The sequence below is a fragment of the Nostoc sp. genome, assembly GCF_036917515.1.
Taxonomy (GTDB): Bacteria; Cyanobacteriota; Cyanobacteriia; order Cyanobacteriales; family Nostocaceae; genus Nostoc.
The window spans coordinates 1-23,528 of record NZ_JBALDE010000096.1 but is presented as its reverse complement, the minus strand read 5'-3'; the positions used below and the strand labels follow the sequence as shown (position 1 = coordinate 23,528).

The 23,528-nt window shown below is 38.8% G+C and carries 15 protein-coding genes and 2 pseudogenes; 10 read left to right on the top strand and 7 right to left on the bottom strand.

All coding sequences use genetic code 11. The annotated features are described in order from the left end of the window. Window positions 1–142: 142 nt before the first annotated feature. On the bottom strand, window positions 143–1,531 hold the full coding sequence (locus V7K89_RS11275; RefSeq protein ID WP_335187115.1) for an S-layer homology domain-containing protein: 1,389 nt from the start codon (window positions 1,529–1,531) through the stop codon (window positions 143–145). A gap of 1,564 nt (window positions 1,532–3,095) precedes the next feature. Between V7K89_RS11275 and V7K89_RS11270 the strand changes: the two genes are divergently transcribed. Continuing rightward, a complete protein-coding gene (locus V7K89_RS11270; RefSeq protein ID WP_335187113.1) occupies window positions 3,096–4,301 on the top strand; it encodes a histidine kinase in 1,206 nt (401 codons plus the stop codon). A gap of 42 nt (window positions 4,302–4,343) precedes the next feature. On the opposite strand, the gene V7K89_RS11265 is transcribed toward V7K89_RS11270, so the two are convergent. Further along, the gene (locus V7K89_RS11265) at window positions 4,344–5,372 is read right to left on the bottom strand and encodes a PleD family two-component system response regulator (protein ID WP_335187111.1); all 1,029 of its coding nucleotides are present in this window, start codon (window positions 5,370–5,372) and stop codon (window positions 4,344–4,346) included. After that, window positions 5,360–5,560 carry a hypothetical protein gene (locus V7K89_RS11260; RefSeq protein ID WP_335187109.1) on the bottom strand — a complete coding sequence of 67 codons (201 nt, stop codon included), beginning with the start codon at window positions 5,558–5,560 and terminating at the stop codon, window positions 5,360–5,362. Before V7K89_RS11260 ends, V7K89_RS11265 begins: the two co-directional genes overlap by 13 nt. 457 nt (window positions 5,561–6,017) lie before the next feature. Here V7K89_RS11260 and V7K89_RS11255 point away from each other — a divergent pair, with 457 nt between their 5' ends. Continuing rightward, window positions 6,018–6,278, top strand: a complete 261-nt coding sequence (locus V7K89_RS11255; protein ID WP_335187108.1) for a chlororespiratory reduction protein 7 — start codon at window positions 6,018–6,020, stop codon at window positions 6,276–6,278. 336 nt (window positions 6,279–6,614) lie between these two features. Here the strand turns inward: V7K89_RS11255 and V7K89_RS11250 are convergent, their stop codons facing one another. Beyond that, the gene (locus tag V7K89_RS11250; protein WP_335187106.1) at window positions 6,615–7,184 is read right to left on the bottom strand and encodes a DUF2854 domain-containing protein; all 570 of its coding nucleotides are present in this window, start codon (window positions 7,182–7,184) and stop codon (window positions 6,615–6,617) included. A gap of 540 nt (window positions 7,185–7,724) precedes the next feature. Here V7K89_RS11250 and V7K89_RS11245 point away from each other — a divergent pair. Next, on the top strand, window positions 7,725–7,898 hold the full coding sequence (locus V7K89_RS11245) for a hypothetical protein (protein ID WP_335187104.1): 174 nt from the start codon (window positions 7,725–7,727) through the stop codon (window positions 7,896–7,898). Window positions 7,899–8,030: 132 nt separating this feature from the next. Here the strand turns inward: V7K89_RS11245 and V7K89_RS11240 are convergent, their stop codons facing one another. Beyond that, window positions 8,031–8,447: a response regulator gene (locus V7K89_RS11240; RefSeq protein WP_335187102.1), complete on the bottom strand. Its 417-nt coding sequence runs from the start codon at window positions 8,445–8,447 to the stop codon at window positions 8,031–8,033. Window positions 8,448–8,646: 199 nt separating this feature from the next. After that, the gene (ppk1, locus tag V7K89_RS11235) at window positions 8,647–10,818 is read right to left on the bottom strand and encodes a polyphosphate kinase 1 (protein WP_335187100.1); all 2,172 of its coding nucleotides are present in this window, start codon (window positions 10,816–10,818) and stop codon (window positions 8,647–8,649) included. An 813-nt stretch (window positions 10,819–11,631) separates the two neighbouring features. On the opposite strand from ppk1, the gene V7K89_RS11230 reads away from it, so the two are divergent. Next, on the top strand, window positions 11,632–12,060 hold the full coding sequence (locus V7K89_RS11230; protein ID WP_335187099.1) for a hypothetical protein: 429 nt from the start codon (window positions 11,632–11,634) through the stop codon (window positions 12,058–12,060). An 881-nt stretch (window positions 12,061–12,941) separates the two neighbouring features. Then, window positions 12,942–13,373 carry a hypothetical protein gene (locus tag V7K89_RS11225; protein WP_335187097.1) on the top strand — a complete coding sequence of 144 codons (432 nt, stop codon included), beginning with the start codon at window positions 12,942–12,944 and terminating at the stop codon, window positions 13,371–13,373. Between the two features lie 70 nt (window positions 13,374–13,443). Here the strand turns inward: V7K89_RS11225 and V7K89_RS11220 are convergent, their stop codons facing one another. Next, a complete protein-coding gene (locus V7K89_RS11220) occupies window positions 13,444–16,425 on the bottom strand; it encodes a hypothetical protein (RefSeq protein ID WP_335187095.1) in 2,982 nt (993 codons plus the stop codon). Window positions 16,426–16,713: 288 nt separating this feature from the next. Here V7K89_RS11220 and V7K89_RS35855 point away from each other — a divergent pair. The 5 genes and pseudogenes from V7K89_RS35855 to V7K89_RS11200 all read left to right on the top strand — a co-directional run. After that, window positions 16,714–17,010 (top strand): annotated as a pseudogene (locus tag V7K89_RS35855) (hypothetical protein); the annotation flags it as partial. A gap of 432 nt (window positions 17,011–17,442) precedes the next feature. Further along, window positions 17,443–19,998 carry a GAF domain-containing protein gene (locus tag V7K89_RS11215; RefSeq protein WP_335187093.1) on the top strand — a complete coding sequence of 852 codons (2,556 nt, stop codon included), beginning with the start codon at window positions 17,443–17,445 and terminating at the stop codon, window positions 19,996–19,998. Next, window positions 19,998–20,447 (top strand): response regulator, encoded by a 450-nt coding sequence (locus V7K89_RS11210; RefSeq protein ID WP_335187091.1) that lies wholly within the window; start codon window positions 19,998–20,000, stop codon window positions 20,445–20,447. Before V7K89_RS11215 ends, V7K89_RS11210 begins: the two co-directional genes overlap by 1 nt. Window positions 20,448–20,452: 5 nt before the next feature. Next, the gene (locus tag V7K89_RS11205; protein WP_335187090.1) at window positions 20,453–22,744 is read left to right on the top strand and encodes a hybrid sensor histidine kinase/response regulator; all 2,292 of its coding nucleotides are present in this window, start codon (window positions 20,453–20,455) and stop codon (window positions 22,742–22,744) included. A 136-nt stretch (window positions 22,745–22,880) separates the two neighbouring features. Further along, window positions 22,881–23,438: pseudogene (locus V7K89_RS11200) on the top strand (hypothetical protein); the annotation flags it as partial. Between the last annotated feature and the right edge of the window lie 90 nt (window positions 23,439–23,528).

Here is a 23,528-nt window from a genome sequence, read left to right as displayed (position 1 = left end):
TTAAACACAGGTAAAAACGCTGAAAATACTTAGATTTACATTTTCTTCATAAAAAATCGGAATTATACAAATAAATGGAAAAATTCACCCCCTAAAAGGTGATAATTGCTCACTTTTATGCTGAGGATAGACTAACCGCCTTTTAACTTCGCTTTAATTTCAAAGCCTCAGCAGCCGATACACCCTCACCCTGAGTGCCGAAATACCACAAAGCTGTAGCAGCCTCAGCACGAGTTACAGGTTTTTTGGGTTGAAACAGAGTTGTATAACCAAATACCCGCCGAATATTCGATTGTTCGCTATTTTGGTAATCAGCCAACACTGCTCTTAAAGCCTTGGTGTCAATTCGCGCTGCATCTTGGAAACCCCAGGTTTGTTTAACCGCATCTAAGTTAGCAGAGGGTAAAGCTTGGCGAGTATCTAAAGGTAATTTCCATAGCAGTAACTGTTCCCGTGTCAAGGCTGCATCAGGACGAAATAAAACTACTGTAGTATCTCCAGACAAAGGACTAGGAATTAACCCAGCTTCGGCTAATCCCTGGATTGCTGGAAAATCAGGGTCTTTTGCCGACACATCACTAAAAGCTGGTTGAGTACTTTCTGATGCCAAGCGAATCTGTTTAGCTGGATTGTTGGCATACACAGCATTGTTAGCAGCAATTAGCCAACGAGCGTATTCCCGATGTGTAACGATTTTACCGGGTTCAAACTGGTTAGTTGTGTTAGTAGAGTTGTTCTTAATTGTCTTTGCTTCTGTAGATAAAACACCTAATGCAGCCAAGTCTTCGATATGTTGCCGCAATTCTGGCGATACCTTATTGAGATCGTTAAATACCTGAGATTTAGAGGTAGCTGTAGGGATTTGGTTATTAGTTGTGCTTGGTGGCTCTGCTGCCAAGTTTGTGGGTGGTATTGGGCCAATGAACTGTGAATTTCCCGGTTGAGGAACAGCGTTAGTAGTTTCGTTAGGATTTGTATTTGGGGTAGGTTGTGCCGTTGCAGTACTATTCGGTACGTAATCAATCAGTAATTCAGTGGCTGTTTGGGGTTGATTAGGTGTAGCGTTAGTAACTGATTTGGGCTGAATAGAAACCTTCAACAGCAAATCGTTGCGACGTGCCTCAAAAGCCCCTCCGGCATCATCTGTCGGCTGTTGTAAAATCTGCCAGTTATTTGTTTGAAACTGGCTGCGATAAAAGCTAGCAATAAAATTACTGGGGTCAGAACTTAACCAACGAGTTGAGATTTTGTTTTCTGAGCCGCTAGCAGGTGTAACTTCCTGTAGTTTGGCATTGGAATATAAGGGAATATCTTTAGGAAAATCAGCTGGTAACTGAACTGCTGATTCATTTTGCTGTGCTTGTGATTGATTACCTTGAGATCCAAAGACAACTCCATCGCTTTGCAGTTTCGGATCTGCCGCCAAAGATTCTTCAAGGTTTTTGGCGACTGGACTATTAGCACAGGCTGTTAACGAAGTGAGTAGAACAGCCCAAATTAAAAATACAGCTGGACGTTTACAGAAAAGCACAGGAAATCACAAATTGAGTTTCAATTCCTACCCTAGCGCAGACTGTCCATTAAATGGGAATGAGGTATGGGGCATGGAGAATAGACAAGGTAGACAAGGCAAAGACTTGTTCAATAATTCTCCCTTATCCCCTCGTCTCTCCTGCTTTCCTCTGACTCTTTACATCATCAAAAGACACTACCGACTCACTACATCTTCTTCGTAAATGTCTATGTTGGTGATGATATCTCCAAAAATGAGTAAACGGTAGCTTTTGCTACCGTATTGTCTTCGTTTTACAGCCATTAGGTTTTGATAATTCCTATGCTTATTTATAGAGTTCCCTAAAATTCTGGAAAACTAACATTTTTGTGAGAAAACATAAAAAAAACTGAAATCCTTGCTAGATAAAAGTTTTATGAGTTGGGAGTTCGTAGTAAGGACTTTAGAATTTAGATGAGGACTAGAGCCACCGACTACAAACCGATCAATACTAGATTGTGAACCAATTTTTCAGAGAGTTATCTAAACATCCAAGTTTTAGAGCAGATAGCTGATTGATAACTGGTCAAAGAACAGTTGAGCTAGTAAAAGCTTGAATCTACTTCTAGATGCACTAATTGTAATGCGATCACCAAGCAACTGAAATGATAAACTAGGAATAAAGCCCCCCTTAGCCTCATCCAAACAGGGGAATAGATCAAGTTCACTAATACTGGCTGACAATCGATTCTGGAAATTATTCATCTAATGATGGTAAGGTGAGTAAGGCAATATATAGAAAATGCCAGTGTTAAATAATTCCAAAAACTCAGCGTAAGTTCGTTATTCTTGGCGACTGGGGTAATAAATAAAGCAGTCAAGTGTCGTAGCAGTTTCCCTAGTATCTCTAAATTGATTTTCTAGGGAAAGTGCTACTTGTGCTCTAGTCAAGAGTTTCTTGACAGCCAAGAAAGCAGTGAGTACTTACTCTAAAAGTGCGTAGTTTATCGCTGTAGGCATCGCCTTGATGTTATCCAATTTCCCTTAATCAACCGATCCCCTGTTTTTCTGGGATAAGGCAGTGGTTCTTTTAGGAAAGCTGGAAGGTGCGCTTCGCAAGTTATAGAAGTAGTACATTGCTGGCTATTGGCTATTTGTTCCAACCCTAGTTAATGATTGGTTAGAGGCGAAAAAGACACTTCATCGAATGTACTAGCGGTTGAGAAAACCCTCTAAAAACTCGGTCTGAACAGTTAACAGCTTCTTGATAAATTAGATACAATTAGCATCTGTGTTTACTTGGGCGATCGCTTGCTGAAAGCAAATACTCAAATTGACATAGTATTAAACCCTTCACCTGCTGGCTCTGGCGAAAATTTTTGATCTAGGGCAAATTAAGACTTATATTCAAGGGTAAGGGTGTTTCTTGGAGATAAAGTTAAATAAAAGCAAGCAAAAGGCTGAAAAAGATATGTCTAATGTCAAAAACGCAGATCGGATAGGAGTATGAAAATCTAAAATAGATATTAAGAAGAAAAAACAACGACCATCGACAACCGTCAGTCTATTCTAATTTGTATAAAGCGTCACTGGGTTATTGCCAGTGCTGAAACACGATTACATGCAAGTTTCCCAGGATCAGCCTATTTATTCTGAAGCTCCACTCCAGCTGTTACTGTTTGTCGATGGACGCCCCAAGTCCCGTCAACAAGTGCAGCGAATACGTGCTTACTTAAAAGAATTGCAGGCTGAGTATAGTTTTGAACTTCAAACTATTGATGTTGGTCAACAACCTTACTTAGCAGAACACTTTAAATTGGTAGCAACGCCAGCTTTAATCAAAATTCACCCAGAACCACAACAGATTTTGGCTGGGAGTAATATCATAGCGCAATTGAAAAACTGGTGGCCTCGTTGGCAAGCCGCTGTAGACGCCTATTTGAAATTACAGGAAGACTTACAAGAACGGATAGACGATAGTGCTAGGGTAACATCACCCAAATCCACTATCCGTTCAGTTGCTGTTTCTGCCGAACTTATTCGACTCTCAGACGAAATTTTTCGCTTAAAACAGGAAAAAGATAACCTCCAAGAGCAGCTACAGTTTAAAGATCGGGTGATTGCTATGCTGGCGCACGATCTCCGCAATCCCCTAACTGCCGCCGCGATCGCCATCGAAACTCTCCAATCTAACTACAATTTAGAGACAGGGCAATTTCAGCGCCTAAAACCATCCTTGACAGTACATCTATTAAAACAAGCCCGTAGCCAAACTAAGATCATTGATCGGATGATTGCCGACCTTTTGCAGGTAGGTCGTGGCAAAGATATAGAATTTCCTATATTACCACAAAAGGTACAGCTAGGTAAACTGTGCTTAGATGTACTAGAAGAATTGTGTGATCGCTACACTGCTAAATTCCAAGAGGTCGAAACAGATATTCCCAATGACTTACCTTATGTATATGCTGACCCAGAACGCATCCGACAAGTGCTAGTAAATCTATTGGATAATGCCATCAAATACACCCCAGAAGGTGGCAAGATTAGCATCGCCGGATTGCACCGCACTACCCAAAAAGTTCAGTTTAGTATTGGCGATACTGGGCCTGGTATTCCTGTAGAGAATCGCGATCGCATCTTTGAAAACCACTTTCGCCTGCAACGGGATGAAGGTACAGAAGGTTACGGCATTGGCCTTTGTTTATGTCAACGCATCGTTCTGGCACACTATGGTCAAATTTGGGTGGATTCTGCGCCCAATAACGGAGCATGGTTTCACTTCACACTGCCAGTTTATCCTTCTTAGGTATTGGGGCATGAGGCATGGCGAACAAATGACAAATGACAATTAAGAACTTGAGACAAAGCGATCACGTCCCCCAGCTTTTGCTTGGTAGAGTGCTTTATCTGCCAACACGATCAACTCTGAAGATGAAGATTCCCAAGTCGGGACAACAGTTGCCACGCCCATACTGAGAGTGACGTGCTGACTCACCGCAGAACCGTCATGAACAATTTGTAAATCTTTGATTCCCGCTTGGATCGCGGTAGCAACGTGAAGTGCGCCAGATGCAGGGGTGTATGGCATAATCACAGCAAATTCTTCGCCACCATAACGCGCTACTAAATCCTGATATTTTTGTGCCTTAAGGCTTAAAACAGCACCCACCTTTTGTAAACAGACATCCCCTGCCGGATGGCCATATTTATCATTATAAAATTTAAAAAAGTCGATATCACACAAAATCATTGACAAGGGAAATCCCTCTTGTGCGAGATTAATCCATTGAGTATTGAGATAATCGTCAAAGCGGCGACGATTAGCCAACTCAGTTAAGCCATCTACATTGGCAAGGTGCTGCAAAGCTTCGTTTGCCGCCTCTAACTGTTTGTACACTTGCGTTTGCTGTAGCAGTCGGCGCAACCGCTGGCGCAATACAGGCCAGTGTATTGGCTTAGTGACATAATCAGTTGCTCCCGCTTCAAAAGCACGGTTTACAGATTCTTCATCGTCCAAGCATGTAATCATCAAGATGGGAGTGCGTTCCCATAGCTTGGAAATGACCGTATTATTAAGGTTAGAGTCAGTATCAAAAGTGGCAAGGGCTGAGATTAAATTATTCCTGGCAATCTGAAGCAATTGCTTACAACAGGTAAAGCCATCCATCACAGGCATTAGAGCATCTAACAAAACTATATCCGGTTTGATAGTCTGGTAAGCATCTAAACATTGCTTACCATCATTGACCTCGACCACTCGATAATCTTCTTGTTCCATAAGTTTACGCAAGAATACTCGGATGCGTTTGTCATCATCAGCCACCAGAATCAGTGGCTGTTGCTTATTATGAACAGAAGATGAGTTTATGCCTGACATGAGTTGCCTTCCACTTGCGAGACTATCCTGAAAAAGGCTGTGCAACTTGATCGCATGGGGGCGATCGCTGTTTTCATCAATGCCAGGATTTGCGGCAAAGGTGTGTCTGGCTTCACAATCAACTGTTTTTTGAAAATAGACTGCTCAATGTTGTTGGGCCAAGCAAGCGGTAGATAAATAAGTTGCATAGACAATCTGTAATTGGAACACGAAGGCAATTACTACCTTGTTGTTCAGCAATGATTATGAGAGGAAGTGTTACTTTTATATTTCCCTATTGTTAAAGTCAAATTACGATTTTTTTGAAAATTACAAATACACACCTTATTCTTTAGTTGTATAGTTAGTTGAGAAACCTAGCGAGCCAGAGCAAGGCAATTGCCAAAGTACCCTCAGAAGATAGTTAATACTAAATACTAATATCACCTGACTGAAATTTATTGAGTCTATTCGACAAGGTTTGGTGAGGTTTAGTATAATTACATAAGATTGAGATTAAACTTAGTTTAAAGCTTTATTTTCAAGCAACTCTATAATCTCGTTCTAGCTATAAATCCCCTAGAACTATAGTTTTGCAGATCATACTCAATTCTGTTTTAAACGAATGAGTGCTATAAACCTATTGACATTCGCTAAATCTTTAAAATGCCAGACTCATTAATGTATCAGCAGGATAATTTTGTTGTTCTCGAAACAAATCAACCAGAACAATTTATGACACTATCAGAGTTATTAGAAAAGCTCAAAACAACTCTTCAACAACTCTTAATTCAAGATTTGCCGCCTGACTTGCAAAAATTTGATACTGTGGAAGCTCAAGCACAATATTTACTTGACACTAGCTGCAAATTAGATATTAACCCTGGGCAATATTTACAGTGGTACGCAGTTCGTTTAGAAAAGTAAGTTTTTGGTTAAGTACTTAAGAAAAGCCAAAAAAATTTTAAGATTTTAAGTAAAAGTTGCTGCTCAGATTCCCGACTTCTTCAAGAAGTCGGGGATGTAAATCGTGGTTAAGAGAATTCCAAAAAGAATAATTACTAATTCATAATTCATAGTTAAAGACACTGTACAGTAGGCCACACACTTATCAAAAATTTAGTGTTGAACAAAAGAATGGAGGTACAGGAGCTACCACTAATTTTAATTATGAATTATTAATTATGTTGACTGTTGTAAAAATATGGGTAACAACAAGTCATAAAGGAATGAAGTTTGGGTAAGGATAATTTTTGCTCTTGACTATTGACTACTGACTAGTGATTCTTTTTGAGTATTGATTAGCGCTAGCTCAATTATATTATCAGATGGCTGCGTTATTTGAATTTCCAATCCAGGTCCAAAATAATTGGTCATTTTTTCATGCTTTTTTTGCCATACATCAATTGGTATTAGCGGTGAATCAAATTCTAAAATTAGGGCATAGCTCCCATTAACTTCTGTTTCTCGTAATCCTGTGACTGTTGGCCGTTCCTGGTCAGTGGGACTCAAGCCCAGAAAAGAAAGTGTTGTATCTAGATGAGCATCTTGACCGTAGCAATATCGGGTGATGTCTTTGCGAATTTTATTTTGCGTATCAGTTGCTTGCTGCTGGCGCAGTATCAATGCTGACGGTGACGTAGTTTGGGTAAATGGTACTGGCTTAAGTTCATTAGCTTTTAGTGCCAGCCCTCCCAATAATAGAGGAATCCCGTAAAAAAATCCGACAAGATTGAGTGTGGCATTATTATTAGCATAGGCAACAAAGCCAATGATGGTTAATATGCCACCGATAGTTAGACCAAGTGTTCCTAAAGAGATTTGGCGTAGCATGAGCTTAAATTAGTATAAAGTCTGAATACCTTAGTTTTATTATCATCGGCTATGAGCAACAAATTAGGAAAGAACATCGTCCCCAAGCGCTAGTATTCAACTAACCCTAAATTGCCATATTAAGGCGGTTAGAAACCGCACGCCGGTTACTAAAGAGCCGGAAGGGAACACACCAAGAGCGAACAAGTCACGTCGCTTCTCTACGAGACGCTACGCGTAGCTTGCTTCCCCAAAGGGCTACGCTCCAAATTCAAAATTCAATAATTTTTGATTCCCATAAATAAATTCAGGGGCTTGTATACTAAAGCGTTTTCGGTCAGGTATTCTCGCCCAAAGGACTGACCTCGTTTAAACGAGATTTTACCCACTTTTGTCTTTATGATTTTCAAACACTCAGTTTTTCCTTAGTCTACATTCGCGCAGCATCTCGTAAGGAAGGCAAGTGGCTCTAAATTGACTACTAAGGGCGTATAGTGTCCCAGAATATTAGATTTTGAGTTAACTTTAAATTTAAAGGTAGTTAAAGATAGGAAAAAAATAATGGATCTACAGACTATAAAAGAACGAATTGTGGCAGTTCAAAGTAAACGCGATTACCTATTAAGCTTACTGGAGCAACCAAACCTGGGAACTTTAAGAATTGACGTAAATCAAGCTTTGGAAGAACTAGATGAACTAATTGATGAATTTACACGCACTATTCCGTTAGAGTAGAATTTATCAAAAACTACGTTGGTTTAACCTCAACTCCAGGCTAGACCGACGTTATCCAGTAGTATCATGTCTTCAAATCCCCAGAATTGAACTAAGCCTGAGTTGGCGAAGCAATAATCATCACTGCATCATTTATCCTGCCACTGAACCATCTCCGGCACGTTGACCCAGCTGCCTAACTAAGGCAATAAGTTCGCTTGTTGGTACATCTTTCTTGCAAACGTCGTCAAAGCTAGACATTGCCTTTGTACCGTCAAAATTTACGTCTTCCACTGATGAGTAAGCAAGTATCTGAGTATTTGGAGATATAGCTTTAATGTGACTAGACGCACTCCACCCATCCATGACTGGCATCTGTAAATCTAGAACAATTACGTCAGGATGGCAACGTTTAACCATTTCTATAGCTTCTTCACCATTACTGGCTAAACCTACTACTTGAATATTTTCTTGGCAAGAAAAAACCAACTGTAAGGTTAAGCGAGTCAGTTCGTGGTCATCAACTACTAAAACACGCAAGGTAGAAAGCTCGCACGATAACATTAACATTGAGGGGAAAGACAAATTTATTTAGAATAACCTCTCCAGTTTATGAGAACATGTGCCAGCACTGACTCTATCCTATGGTTGAATAACTTGTGTGAACCGATGATGATAAACAACTTAGACAACTGTTCAAAAAATTCAATTTTTCCAAAAAAACTAAGTTGAGTTAGTTGTCAAGTATAAGAACTTATTTTTCAATCAATCAGGTTGGGACTACACCAGTTGAGCGTAATGCCATGTTCATGAGAATTTTTTGCGAATTAGCTTCTGGAGAATCATCATAAGGACGCCGTTGAATGTAAGTACCATCAGCTTGTAATTCCCAAGCTTGGCGATTATCTGCGAGCATAATTCCCATAATTTCTTGCAAATCTTTAGCAATATCTGGGTCTTTTACTGGGGTAATTACTTCGACTCGGCGATCCAGGTTGCGGCGCATCCAATCAGCACTGCCGATATAGATTTCCTCCTGTGTATTGTTATGAAAATAATAAATCCGAGAGTGTTCTAAAAAGCGACCGACAATACTGATAATGCGAATATTTTCACTAATGTCTTTAATTCCTGGACGTAAACAACAAACACCTCTAACAATTAAGTCTATTTCCACTCCGGCACGGGAAGCTTCATATAAAGTACCGATAATTTCTGGATCGACTAGGGAATTCATTTTGGCAACAATCCGTCCAGAAAATCCATTTTGAACATTTTCTATTTCGCGGTGAATTAGTGTTAAAAAGCGATCGCGCATATTCACAGGCGCAACCAGCAACTCTCGATAAGATTTTTGTAGGGAATATCCTGTTAAGAAATTAAATAAATCTGTGATGTCAGCACCCAATTCTTCACGGCAACTAAACAATCCCAAATCTGTATACAATCGTGCTGTTTTAGAGTTATAGTTACCTGTACCAATATGTACGTAGCGACGTATCCGGTCTTTTTCGCGCCGTACCACCATGACGGTTTTACTATGGGTTTTTAGCCCGACTAAACCATAGACGACATGAACTCCAACTCTTTCTAGTCGTTTTGCCCAGTAAATATTATTCTCCTCATCAAATCGCGCCTTTAATTCCACCAGTACAGATACCTGCTTGCCATTTTCAGCAGCGGCAATTAAGGCGTTAACGATGGGCGAGTCACCAGAAGTCCGGTAAAGGGTCATCTTGATGGCTAATACATTTGAATCGTAAGCAGCATGGGTAATAAATCGCACTACTGTAGTCGAAAAGGATTGATAGGGATGGTGTACTAGTAAATCCTTTTCCTGAATTACAGCAAAAAAGTCTTTTCCTTCATCCGTCTCCAACGCATCTGGGTCTAAACTCGGTTCTCTCAGCCTTTGCAGGCGTAGCGGTACAACAGATTGGCGTGGTGGATCTTTGAGTTCTGGCAATGGCAAGGACATAAAGTACATTAAATCCCGCAGTCCTAAAAGACCATCTACCTCGTAAACATCACTTTCTGTTAATTCCAAATCATGCAATAATCGCGATCGCACTATTTCAGGAGTTTGGGATTGAATTTCTAGCCGGACTGGACTACCACCCAACCGCCGTTTTCGCAATTCCTGTTCGATCGCTAACAACAAATCATCAGCTTCATCTTCTTCTAAGACCAAATCGGCATCACGAGTAATGCGGAACGGATGATATTCTTGAATATTCATCCCTGGAAATAGAGATTCCAAGTTATGAGCGATCGCCTGTTCTAAAGGTACTCCAGTCCAATGGGCAGGTTTTTCGCTGTTCTGATCTGCCAACTCAGGCGGTATCGGTAAAAATCGTGGTAGAACACTAGGGACTTTGATTCTGGCAAAGAATTCTTCTTCGGTATCTGGGTTTTTAACGACAACAGCCAGATTCAGACTGAGGTTAGAAATAAAAGGAAAGGGATGACTAGGATCGACAGCCAGAGGAGTCAAAACTGGAAAAACTTGTTCCTCAAAATAGCTGTTGAGATGAGTCCGTTGCTTTTGATTCAAATCGATGTAATTGAGAATATGAATGCCATGATTTACTAGTAGAGGACGAAGTACTTGCTCAAAATGTTGGTGCTGTTTCTGAAAGTCGGGAGTGAGGGTAGACCTAATATCATCTAGCTGTTGTTGTGGTGTGCGACCATCGGGAGTTAACAGGCTAACTTTTGCTTCTACTTGTTGCTTTAAACCAGCAACGCGCACCATGAAAAACTCATCTAAATTAGAGTTAAATATTCCCAAAAACTTAAGACGTTCTAGAAGTGGGGTGCGATCGTCACAGGCTTCATGTAAAACCCTGGCATTAAATTCTAACCAGCTTAACTCTCGGTTAAGATAATATTGTGGATCGCTGAGATTGATGGGGGTAGAGCTTTTCTTAGATTTTGCCATAATAACCTAAAGGCAGACAGATGTAGCCCATTCAACTGAGGGACAATAAATATAGTAAGTTAAATGGTGCTTGAGCAAAACGCTAAGGCAATTTTTAGCTGTGCTAATTCTCTACCTCGCTAGTGGTAAAGGACAATCATACTTAAATCAAAAATCTACTTGTATTTAAATAACTTTAGTCAAAGACTCAAAAATTAACTTGTGTCGGCACGAAAGCCAATATGACTAAGAAATTTTTGAGTGGTTTGCGCGATCACCTTACCCATTAAACCTTATAACTAGATTTTATAACCGTTTTCAATTTTGTGGAATATGGTATTGGCGTATAGTTATCTGCCCTTTGAAAATATTGTATCCATACAATAACTGTGATCGGTCTGGGAATTCAAATCGTTGCCCACAGCATATTAACCATCATAAAGATGCACTTAAGACTTAGCAAAGATATGACATAGCCATATCTGACAAGTTTTAACGAATTATTAAGCAGTGTTTACAAAGTATTGATGTATTGAAAGCAGTCTAAAGTCTTACATCCAGTACTTTCTGAATTTAATTTTATAAACTGTAAAATTTGGTAATTATTGCGACAACTATCATACAGTCATTGGGTAGCATAAATTTTGCTGCAACTAAATTTATATAAGCTTTTAGAAGCTTTTATTCAGATGCACACCAACACTTCCATTTATTATTTTTTTAATTTATGACCTTTATAATTTATTAAAACTTCAGTATTATTACTGCGATTGTTCTGGCAACCAATGGTTATATTGAAAACGTAAAGAGAAACCACACGGGGAGCTTGTTATCATGAAAATTTCTGCGATCGTTAAAGGAAGCATCTGTTTATTGAGTTTGGTTGGCGTTGGTAATATCCTGGCTGCACCAGCAAGTGCAGACCAAGCAACAGCCCGTGGTGCTGTAACTATTGTTAGAGCTTCAGGCGCTTCTGTTAGTATTAGTGGTGAATTAACTTTGCCCAATAACGCATACTACGATCAGGATCTAACCATTACACCAGCATATACTGGCACACCAACCGATGACGATGAAAGTGTAGCTAGTTTAGTTATAGATCCAGGCACACCTAACGTTACAAACCTCTCTACTAGCAGCAATCCTTTCGTCGCTTCAGCAGCAGCAGCCTTAGATGCAGCTGTAGATGCTAAAGATATTGGCGCACAAGCAGCTATCATTCGCGCTGGTGCTGGTTCTAATGGCTTAGGCGGTTTAGAATAGATTAAGTTTTTGCTTTTGCCTCGTAAGTACTTACAAAATTTTGAGCAACTGACAGAACAGTTGAATAAATCAATACATCATAGGGAAAAGAAATAGCAATGCTATATCTCTTCCCTATATTTATATTTGTATATATAATATTGCGCTTCTTTTTAGCTCAGATTCCTGACTTTTTAGAAAAGTCGGGAATCTTGTTATATAGTTTTTTGGGGTGCATAGTTCGTCTCTACCTTCTATTACAGACTCCAATACAAAGATTAAATTTTTCCTTTGTGCCTCGATTCCTAGTCTACAAATGGGAATGCTTATTTGCAGGTTCCACGTTCATTATTAGTAGTGGCAGAATCATACTACTAGGCTAAAAATATTTGTAGGTTGGGTTTCGCTATTGCTCAACCTAACCTAGCCCACAAAACCTATGCAGTATTGAAACGTTAGGGAGTTCCAAATAAAAAAACATCCCATTTCTTGTGGGATTGGTGTCCTCACTCGTCCCATATTCTAGTGCAGGCAGGACTTCAGCGTGAGCGCTTAGTCGAACGCAGCCCACCCCCAAGATGGATAATTTATTTCTTGGAAGCCTTTTAATGAGCGATCATGCAACTCCTCATCATCACTTTACATAGCTTTAGTGATATCAATATAAACCCTGAGACTCCCAGAAAATAATGAATCCAGCACTTGCGTAACAATACGAACCTTCAAAATATTTATTGTTTAACAAGATGCTCAGATCAGGGATTCTATATTTCTATATGATGAAAGTAATAAAAAAAGATAAAAAACATTCCGCTTCTACTTTTGCTAGTCGAGGTTGATTTTGCATTCCCAAGCAAAATCTGGAAACAAGTTAAAGCAACAACATGAGGAGTTTATAAAACATGAATAGCTTATCCAATAAATTATCTATAATTATTCGGGGAAGTATCTGTATATTAAGTTTAGCAAGTGGAGGATATTTTTTAGCGGCACCAGCAAATGCACAACAAGCCACTGCTGTTGGTGCTGTTACTCTTATTAGACCTTCTGGTACTTTTCTCAGTGTCACTGGCGAGGTAACTTTACCTTCTGGCTCTTACTATGAAGGAGGTTTAACAATTTCTCCTACCTATGGAGGTATAGCAGGTGGAAATGACGAAACCATAACTAGTCTAACTATAACCCCAGGAATAGCTCAAACTACTATCCTTTCTAACCCAAACCCATTTATTGATACAGCAGCGAATTTATTAAACAATAGTACTTCTGTTGAAGATTTAACATCTATAATTCAAGCAGGCAATGGTAATAATGGCTTAGGTGCTTTAGATTAGACAGAATTGGCAAGTTAAAAATCTTAGATCCCCGAATTATTAGAGAAATCGAGGATCTTTGATAATACTATCAAAATCGATAACCACCTTGAATCTTTAGGTCAAATCCATTCTCACCCGTGCCAATTTGAGTTTCTATAAACACATTATTATCTATGAAATTATGTCTTATAATGACTCCATAATTAAAGCCAGAAACTCGACTACTCAAACCAAGATTATTAATACTATAATTTTTTAGATATACACCAGCAGAAATATTTTTCCTGACTCTGTGTAAACCCTGAAATTCAAAGAAAAACTCTTTGCCCATCTCTAAATTTGTCTTGAAATTCAAACCATAACTAGTACTAAATTCTCCATTGAAAAGACCTAAAAATTCCCCATTGCTATTATTTTCAATAAAAGCAATACCAGGAACTAAAGAAAAACCAAAGTTTCTTTCTTGATGTTGATAGAAATAACTTAAATAAGTAGAAAAGGGATTATTTTTATTAGAGGCACTATTCCAATTAACTCTTAAATATGGTACGTGAGTGTTGATAGCTACAGGTCTTTTGGCTGAATTTAACTGTATATCAGTTTTAATATAGTTGAGAAGTATATTAGTATATAAACCTAATGTTGGTTCTTCCGTCCCTAAATTATTATTAGAAACGCCTGGTGCTGAATTAGCATCTATATTAAACCACGTTCCTAAATTAGCACTATAGTTAAAGTTTCCAGAAGAACCTGCTACTAGCAATTCAACTGTTGGTAAGGATAGATAACCGTTAAAGCTATTAAAACTAACACCTATTTTGTCAACTCTAGTGAGTTCCATATAATCGAATGCTAAATCTGCTGCTCGTACCTGGAGCGGTACTAGCGTTGAATCTGCTGAATTAAATTTTTGTACAAATCTTTGCCCTTGGGGATTTGTTAAAATGACTTCTACAGCAGAGGATTCGTTGATAGGATCAATGGAAGTACCATTTAAAGGAATTGGAATACCAATATAGGTTAAAGGCCCAAATTTTTCATTAGAGAGCCTGAGATCAGAAAAAAAGGTATTACCTTCATCTAAAATAGAAATATTTCTTTTAAGAAACTGAACTGCTCGTTTGTAATTTCCTGTTCTTATTTGCAAAATGTTAGAGTGATTAGTAGTGACTTGACTGGGAAATGTGTAAGTTCCAGATACCTGCTCTAACCCACTAGATGCATTGGCATAAGATAAAGTGCGATTCAGCCTATTATTGATTTGTCTTCTTTGTGCAGCCGTAGCAGGTGTATTTAAAGGAGTAAAACCTTCTTCATTTTTTAATTTTTGTCTAGCTTCTTCTAAACCTTGTTGAATATTATCAATTTTAATAGTTTCAAAAATTTCACCTAATAGCAAACCTAATGTAGAATTTACAGATTGGATAGTATCAATACTAGTATCGCTAAATTTAGCTGTTAAAGATAAGCCTGGAGCAGAAAAAATATTAGAATAAATAGCTTTAATTGCAACTGGATCGTATTGAATTAAGCTGCGATTATGAGGATGGCTAACATACAGTCTGTACCAATCAGAACTTTCTTGAGTTTGAGATAGTGTCTCAAATACAGGTTGTCTTCTCCCTAAAGATAGCCACTGTAAAGAGTTAAGATAATGAAAATCTTTTTCGGATTGAGAAAGAAAAGGATTGACTGCTACATTTAACAAATCAAAGTTATCAAATTTTCCAAGTTGAGCAACTTTAATACCTGGAAAGGAAGAGATAGGAGCAGTAAAACTAAAACCTTTTCCCGTTAAAATATCTCCCCAAAAGATACCAGCAGCTTCTAGGGCACTATTAGGAATGATTTCACCTTTTTGGAGTCTGACGTTTCCATCATCTAGCAAAGGTTGTATATTTGTCGTTGGAAAGCCTTGTAGAATTTTGGGAGCATTCGTAGCATCTAAAGCTTGAAATAAAGCTTGCCCACCATCAACACTCAAAGTAGAGCCACTACCAAGAATTGGAATAGGATTTTTTAGAACTGTGACATTAGGATTGTTTGAGTCAATTCCACTATTAATAATAACTCTGCCAGCAGGTATCCCTTCAGGATTTATCAATTGTCCGGCTATTGAGGTTACAGAAAAATTATTAGTATCAACTTCTCCAGCTAACTCTCGAAAATCTGTCGGTATGGCAAACAGAGTTTGCAATCCCCAAAATGCCTGTTGTGAGGTAACATTTTGGGTAATATAAGTATTAGTTTGTCTTCCTTGAGAGAGGATACCGACTTGGGAGCCTTTAGTTTCAACTACTATTCTATTGCGATCGAGAACCCAATAAAACTGGTCAGCCTTGGGAAATTTGGCATAAGTAAATTTATCAATAATCTGATTATCTTCAGAAAATCTTACTTTAATATCCGTATCTATATAATTTTCATTTTTATTTGGCTTAAATAATTCTGTGGAAAAAGTAAGGTTATCTGTAGGGTTAACAATCCAAGGATACTTATTGGCACTGAATGTTAAAGCATCAAGAATTATTGTCTTTTGGATTGCTTGTGGTTGCTTTTTTTTTCGACGTAGTTTTTCTATTAGTATTTGTTGCTGGGATGTGTATGGTTTTGATAGATTTGAATTTAATGGTTGAATTATATTTGGTTGAGGCTTTTCTTCATCTTCTTCAGGTAGCTTGGGAGGTTTGTCTTTGTATTCTTCAATTGGGATAACGTCAGCAATGGTGAATTTCCGTAACTGTTTTGGTTTGTTTAAATTAGAGTTAGATTTTCTTAAAGTTTGTTTTAACAGTTCTTTGCTTTGGAAGTTATTTATTTTTTGTTTGGAATTGATTAATGATCTGTGATGATTAGCGATGAAATCAATATTGTTCTGCCTGTTTATGCCTAGAGCGATCGCAGATAATTGAATAAATATAATTTTAGAGATAATTGTTGAAGATAATAAACAAATTTCCAGAAACTTTACATTTTTTTTAACCTTTTTAGGGAGATGTTTATAATTTTTTGATTTGAATTTTTCAATGTTTTCAGAATAAAAATTTTGGCGTTTAAAACTATTGAACATTGACTAATGTTAAAAATTAATCATTATTTAATACTTAGCTTTTGAATTTATTATGGATTCAACAGTGTTTCAGTTATAGATAATCAAAAAAGTTCAATCTCTTATTTTGTCTACAAATAAGAAAATAGGATTAAGCAGATTTACTGCAACAAAAGTGTAATTCTTGAGCAAAAATTCAACCTCAGCAAAATCACCACAACTTAAAAATTGAGCTATTGTTTGTACGTATAAATACGTAACAAAACTTATTTAATCAAGAAATGAAGTAAAAAATATACTTCAAGCTACTTGCTATCTTCTGTCAATTTGATACACTACGTGACTGCCGTATTACTACTGCTGTTTGCTAATAGAGTTTGTTTTGATTGATCGAATTGAGAATACGCTGAACCATGTAGTGGAAATAGTGGAGCAATGTCCGACAACTAGCCACTGTGCATCTATGGTGATACTTCAGCTAATTAATGCTATGCAGATAAATTTCACATTAATCTAGAAGCCAGTTTTCTTAAGAGTACCGACACAGTAGAAGACGATCACATTGACCTAGAATGGTTTATTCCAACTAGTAAATTACTCTGGTCAATTCACTAAATTTCCTATGTCTAATAACTAAATCTAATCATATACAGTAAAGAATATCAGTCCTAAACTTGTCTACACTAGGATTAGTGCAATGTCTACGACAGGCTACGCCTACGCAATAAATTTGTGATATAGACAGGCAGTGGCTGATAAGAGTTTGTTTAAAAAGTTGTAAAGTATATTCAAAACCCCTCTTAAAACCTCTTCCTGAAACGACCATTATCTTGTAGGTAAAGAGGCTGGGATTAGGTTTATAAGGCTTAGATGTTATAAAAAATACTTTTCAAACATCCTTTAAGAATCGCTTTTAACAGACTTTCTCAAACAGCTAAAGGTGAGGAAAAGATTAATAATTATTAAAAAATATTAAGCTATTCTTGAGAGAATCATGCTGCTGACTAGATATTACATTTAGATTTATTAAAAAAGTTAATGGAACCTAGACATATTGATACAGAAGTAACAAGGTTAGAAGCCCTTCGCCAGTATCAAATTCTTGACACAGAACCCGAAGAAGCCTATAACAATCTTGCTCAACTAGCGGCTTTTATTTGTGGCACTCCCATATCCTTGGTAAATTTTATTGATGAAAACCGTCAATGGTTTAAAGCAAAAATAGGTTTAGATGTATCAGAAATGCCCCGGAGTGTTGGATTATCTTATCTTTGCCAAGAGCAGCGTAGCGTTGTGGTGGTTCCTGATACCCTAGCTAATGAAAAGTTGGCAAGTAATCCGGTAGTAACTGGCTATCCGTATGTACGGTTTTATGCAGGTGTACCCTTAATTACTCCGAAGGGAGATATACTAGGAACTCTGTGCGTGATTGACCAAGTTCCAAAAGAATTGAGCCAAAAACAAGTGGAGGCACTTGTGGCTCTGAGTTGCCTGGTAATTGACCAACTCGAACTCAGGCATCATATAAGTGAGGTATCTAAAGTTACTGAAAAACTAGTGGCGCACGAACAAGCAGCCCGTGCCCAATCTGAAGCCGCCAAAACCCGCATCACCAATCTTCTTGAAAGTATCACTGATGGTTTTTTTGCCTTGGATCAAAAGTGGCAATTTACCTATATAAATGGTCAAGCAGAACAGCTATTACAAAAAACTCGCAATGAGCTTTTGGGTAAAAACATCTGGAAGGTGCTTCCAGAAATTATCGGCACAACATTTGATTGTGAATATCGCAGGGCAATCTTAAAACAGGTTAGTGTCGAATTTGAGGAATTATATTTGCCACAGCAGCAGTGGCTTAAAGTCCATGCCTATCCGGCAAAAGACGGCTTGTCTGTTTATTTCCAAAACGTTACTGAACGACGGAAAACAGCAGAAGCCCTACGAGAAAGTGAAGAACGTTGGCAATTAGCATTACATGGTAATAATGATGGTATCTGGGATTGGAATCTCAAAACTAATGAAGTGTTCTTCTCAACTCGATGGAAGGAAATGCTCGGCTATAAAGACTGCGAAGTTTCCAACCGTTGGGATGAATGGACAAAACGAATCCATCCCGATGAGCGAGATTGGGTACTTCAGACTTTCCAAAACCACTTTGCTAAGAAAACACCGTTTTACGTCTGTGAATATCGAGTCCAGTCCCAAGACGGCAGCTATAAATGGATTTTAGATCGAGGACAGGCACTTTGGGACGCATTGGGTGATATAGTGCGGATGGTTGGTTCTTATACTGATATCACAGATCGCAAGCGGGCAGATGAAGAATTAAAGCGGCAAAATCTGCGCTCGCAACTATTTGCCGAAATCACCCTGAAAATTCGAGAATCTTTACAAATAGATGAAATTCTTCAAACCACTGTCACGGAGGTACAGAAACTACTACAAGCTGACCGTGTATCAATTTTTCGACTAGAAACTGACGGTTCTGGAACAGTGGTACAAGAGGCAGTGCTGCCTGGTTGGCCGGTAATTTTAGGAGAAAATATTTTTGACCGTTGCTTTAAAGAAGAATATATAGAAAGATATCGTCAAGGAAGAGTAAGCGCCCTTGAAGACATTGAAGCTGCTCATATCCAACCATGCCATAGAGAATTTCTTCAACAGTTTGGTGTCAGGGCTAACCTCGTAGTGCCGATTCTTGTCAGGGACGATATTTGGGGTTTATTGCTAGCTCATCAGTGCGGTGCACCTCGACAGTGGAATCAGTTTGAGACGGATTTGTTACAGCAATTAGCGAACCAAATTGGGATTGCTCTATCTCAGGCACAACTATTAGAAAAAGAAACCCAGCAAAGTCAAGAACTGACTCGTTCTAATGCAGAATTAGAACAGTTTGCCTACGTGACTTCTCATGATTTACAAGAGCCGTTGCGGATGGTAACTAGTTATTTACAACTGCTGGAGCGGAAATACAAAAACAAACTGGATGCCAATGCGGATCAGTTTATTGCTTATGCAGTAGATGGGGCTAGCCGGATGCAGACCCTAATCAACGATTTGTTAAACTATTCCCGCGTCAGCACCCGTAGACAGCCTTTAGTGTCAGTTGATTGTAGTGTTGTCTTAGAACAGGTGCTTGTTAATCTTCAAGTTGCGATCGCACATAGAAAGGCAGTTGTCACTTACGATACTCTACCTCAAGTGATAGCTGATGCTACCCAACTGACACAAGTATTTCAAAACCTGATTGCCAACGCGATCAAATTTTGCGATCGTCAACAGCCATTAATTCACATTGGGGTAAGTAAGGGAGATGCAGATATATTAGATGGAAATTTAAATTTTATCCCCTTGGAGGATGAATGGTTGTTCTTGGTGCGTGATAATGGAATTGGTTTGGAATCCCAATATACCGAACGTATTTTTATAATTTTTCAGCGCTTGCACGGTAGAGACAAATATCCAGGTACTGGAATTGGTTTGGCAATTTGTAAGAAAATTATTGAACGCCACGGCGGTCGGATCTGGGTTGAGTCGAAACCGGGTCAAGGCTCGACTTTCTACTTCACAATTCTAGATAGAGCAGGTAAGTAATGGTAAATACCATAACAGCAATTATGCCTATTGAGGTTTTGTTAGTAGAGGATAATCCTGGCGATGTCCAACTTACACGCATCGCCCTAGAAGACAGTAAAATCTCAATTCACTTGAACGTAGTCGAGGATGGTGTAGAGGCAATGGCATTCTTGCGAAAACAGGGAAAATATGCTAAATTACCTCATCCAGATATTGTACTACTCGATTTTAACCTTCCAAAAAAAGATGGACGAGAGGTATTAGCAGAAATAAAAGGAGATGAAAACCTCAAACGGATTCCTGTAGTAGTTTTAACGACTTCCCAGGCTGAAGAAGATATCCTCAAAGCCTATAACCTTTTTGCCAACTGTTATATAACTAAGCCAGTAGATTTCGATCAATTTGTGAAAATTGTCCAATCAATAGAAAATTTTTGGTTTGAGATTGTAAAACTGCCACCGGAGTAGTGGAAATGGCAGGTAAAAATATTATTAAAGTCTTGTTAGTAGAAGACAACCCTGGTGATGTCTTATTGTTACAAGAGTTATTCAAAGAAGTTACCACAGTTGTAGTTGAGTTGATACCCGTTGAACGGCTTTATGAAGCAGTCAACTACCTAGCAAACGAAATTTTTGATGTTATTTTATTAGACCTCTCGCTGCCAGATAGCCAGGGATTACAAACCTTTGTCATTGCTCACAATCAGGCAAAAGCAACTCCAATCATTGTGCTGACGGGTATAAATGATGAAACCCTAGCAACTAGTGCAATGCAACAAGGAGCGCAAGATTATTTAGTCAAGGGGCAAGTAACTGGCGACTTGCTAGTGCGTTCTATGCGTTACGCCATCGAACGTCAACGGGCAGACAACGCACTGCGGCAGAGTGAGGAGCGATTTCGAGTTGCTCTCAAAAACTCTCCAATCTTTGTCTACAACCAGGATAGAGATTTACGGTACACCTGGGTTTACAATCCTCCATCTGGATTGATAGTTGAAAAAATATTAGGCAAACAAGACTTAGATATCATCCCAGTAGAAGATGCTCAACATCTGATCGCAATTAAACGTGGGGTGCTGACTACAGGCATAGGAACGCGAGAGGAAGTATCAATTACCATCAAAGATACAACACGATATTACGATTTAACTGTCGAGCCACTACGGAATGAAACCCAAGAAATTGTCGGGGTGACATGCGCCAGTATAGATATTAGCGAACGACAAGCTGCGCTACGCGAACGCAAATTGGCAGAAGAAAAAATTCGCGAACAAGCAGCATTACTAGATGTGACTACAGATGCCATTTGCGTCCGAGATTTAAACAATCAAATTATCTTCTGGAACAAAGGCGCGGAAACACTTTACGGCTGGCAAGCTACAGAGGCTTGGGGTAAAAATGCTAGCGAACTTTTGGATGACGAACCTTCACCAGAAATTGAAGCGGCTCTATTGCAAGCTATTAGTCAAGGTAAATGGCAGGGCGAGTTAACAAAAATTACTAAAATGAACAAAGAAATCCTTGTGGCTAGTCGCTGGAGTCTGGTATGCGATGAACAAGGAAAACCTAAATCAATTCTCACCGTTGACACAGATATTACCGAGAAAAAGCATCTAGAAGCCCAATTATTTCGCGCTCAACGCTTGGAAAGTATTGGCACTTTAGCTAGTGGTATTGCTCACGACCTCAACAACATCCTGACACCGATATTAGCAGGAGCGCAACTGCTACCGCTAAAATTTCCCAATGCAGATGAGCGAACTCGTCATCTACTAGAAATTTTAGAAATCAACGCTAGACGTGGTGCTGATTTGGTCAAACAAGTGCTGTCCTTTGCGCGGGGTGTAGAAGGAAAGCACATCACTTTGCAACTTAAACATATAATTGTGGAAATTGCCAAGATTCTGAAAGAAACTTTTCCTAAATCGATAGAAATCAGCACTAATGTACCGCAAGATTTGTGGATGGTTTCTGGAGATAGTACCCAACTGCATCAAGTGCTGATGAACCTCTGCGTTAACGCCCGCGATGCCATGTCCAATGGTGGGATTTTGAGTATTTCTGCTGAAAATATGTTGATTGACGCAAATTATGTGCGTATGAACATAGAAGCTAAAGAGGGGCCTTACATAGTGATTACTGTCTCTGATACTGGAGTTGGTATTGCTAAAGAAATGCTAGATAGAATTTTTGAGCCATTTTTTACTACAAAAGGTGTTGGACAAGGCACCGGTTTAGGACTTTCCACAGTACTGGGGATTATTAAAAGTCACGGAGGTTTTGTGAACGTGTATAGCGAGTTGGGGAGTAAGACTAGCTTTCAGGTTTACTTACCAGCCGTAGAGGGAATGGAAACAATTAGCCCCGAAGATTTGTCACCACGGACAGGACATGGAGAATTAATTTTGGTTGTGGATGATGAAGCAGCCATTCAAGAGATTGCGATCACATCATTAGAAGCTTACAACTATAAAATCTTAGTTGCCAGTGATGGCATTGAGGCGATCGCGTTATATGCTCAAAATAAAGACAAAATTAGTGCCGTCCTCATGGATATTATGCTGCCCTCACTGGATGGTTTAACTGCCATCCGTACCTTGCAAAAAATCAACCCCCAAGTCAGAATTATCGCCAGCAGTGGACTTATGTCTGACAATAAGCTCAGTGCAGTAGCAGCCATTGGTGTCAATACATTTTTGTCGAAGCCCTATACTGTCAACGAATTATTGCTTTCTTTACAGAAAGTACTATCGGGAATCAAGTAATTACGTAAATATCTTGGTAATTGTAATTATCAAATGCTACTTCACGGCTACGAGTGCAAATTGCCTGGATTTGATTATGATTGAGCATCGGCTAACACACTTCTCTTACCGATACTCACAGCTTGGCTAAATCAATATGCCTCGGTTTCTCAGGTTAATCATAAATTTAATAGTTTTGGCTGGATTGTTACTTATATGTGTGCAAGTTTGGGCACAAGATTGGCGTCCCGTTCGTGGTGGTATCCCTTTCGGTATCAGTGGTATAGCTTTGATAAAGCAGCAAAGCAATTCTCTAGATTTTCTGATTGTTCATGACAACAAACAAAAAAATGAAGGTCGTATAGCAATCATCAAAATTAAAGGTAGAAGCCAACCTGAATATTTTCCCTTGAATTGGCCAAATAAGACAGATTTGCCCATCGACTTAGAAGCTTTAACATCTGTTCCAGAGAAAACAAAATCTTCTTTTATCGCTTTAAGCAGTTCTGGGAAAGCTTATCACATTAGCTTTGAGCCTGCCAACAAAACCATCTCTGTTATCAAGGAATTCAATCTACCAGGAATTATTCCAGGAAATAATTTTGAAGCATTTGGATTACAAAATATAGATGGTAAATTAGTTGCTATTTGGGGGCATCGAGGTGAAGGAGAACAACCAGCAACTATTTTTTGGGGAATGTTTGATTTAGCTAAATAACCTGAGTTCGGGTTAAGCAGGTTGAGATAAAAGCCACTCCATCTGAAGGCTGGGTTTCTTAGGTTGATGGCAATAAGCGATTAATCC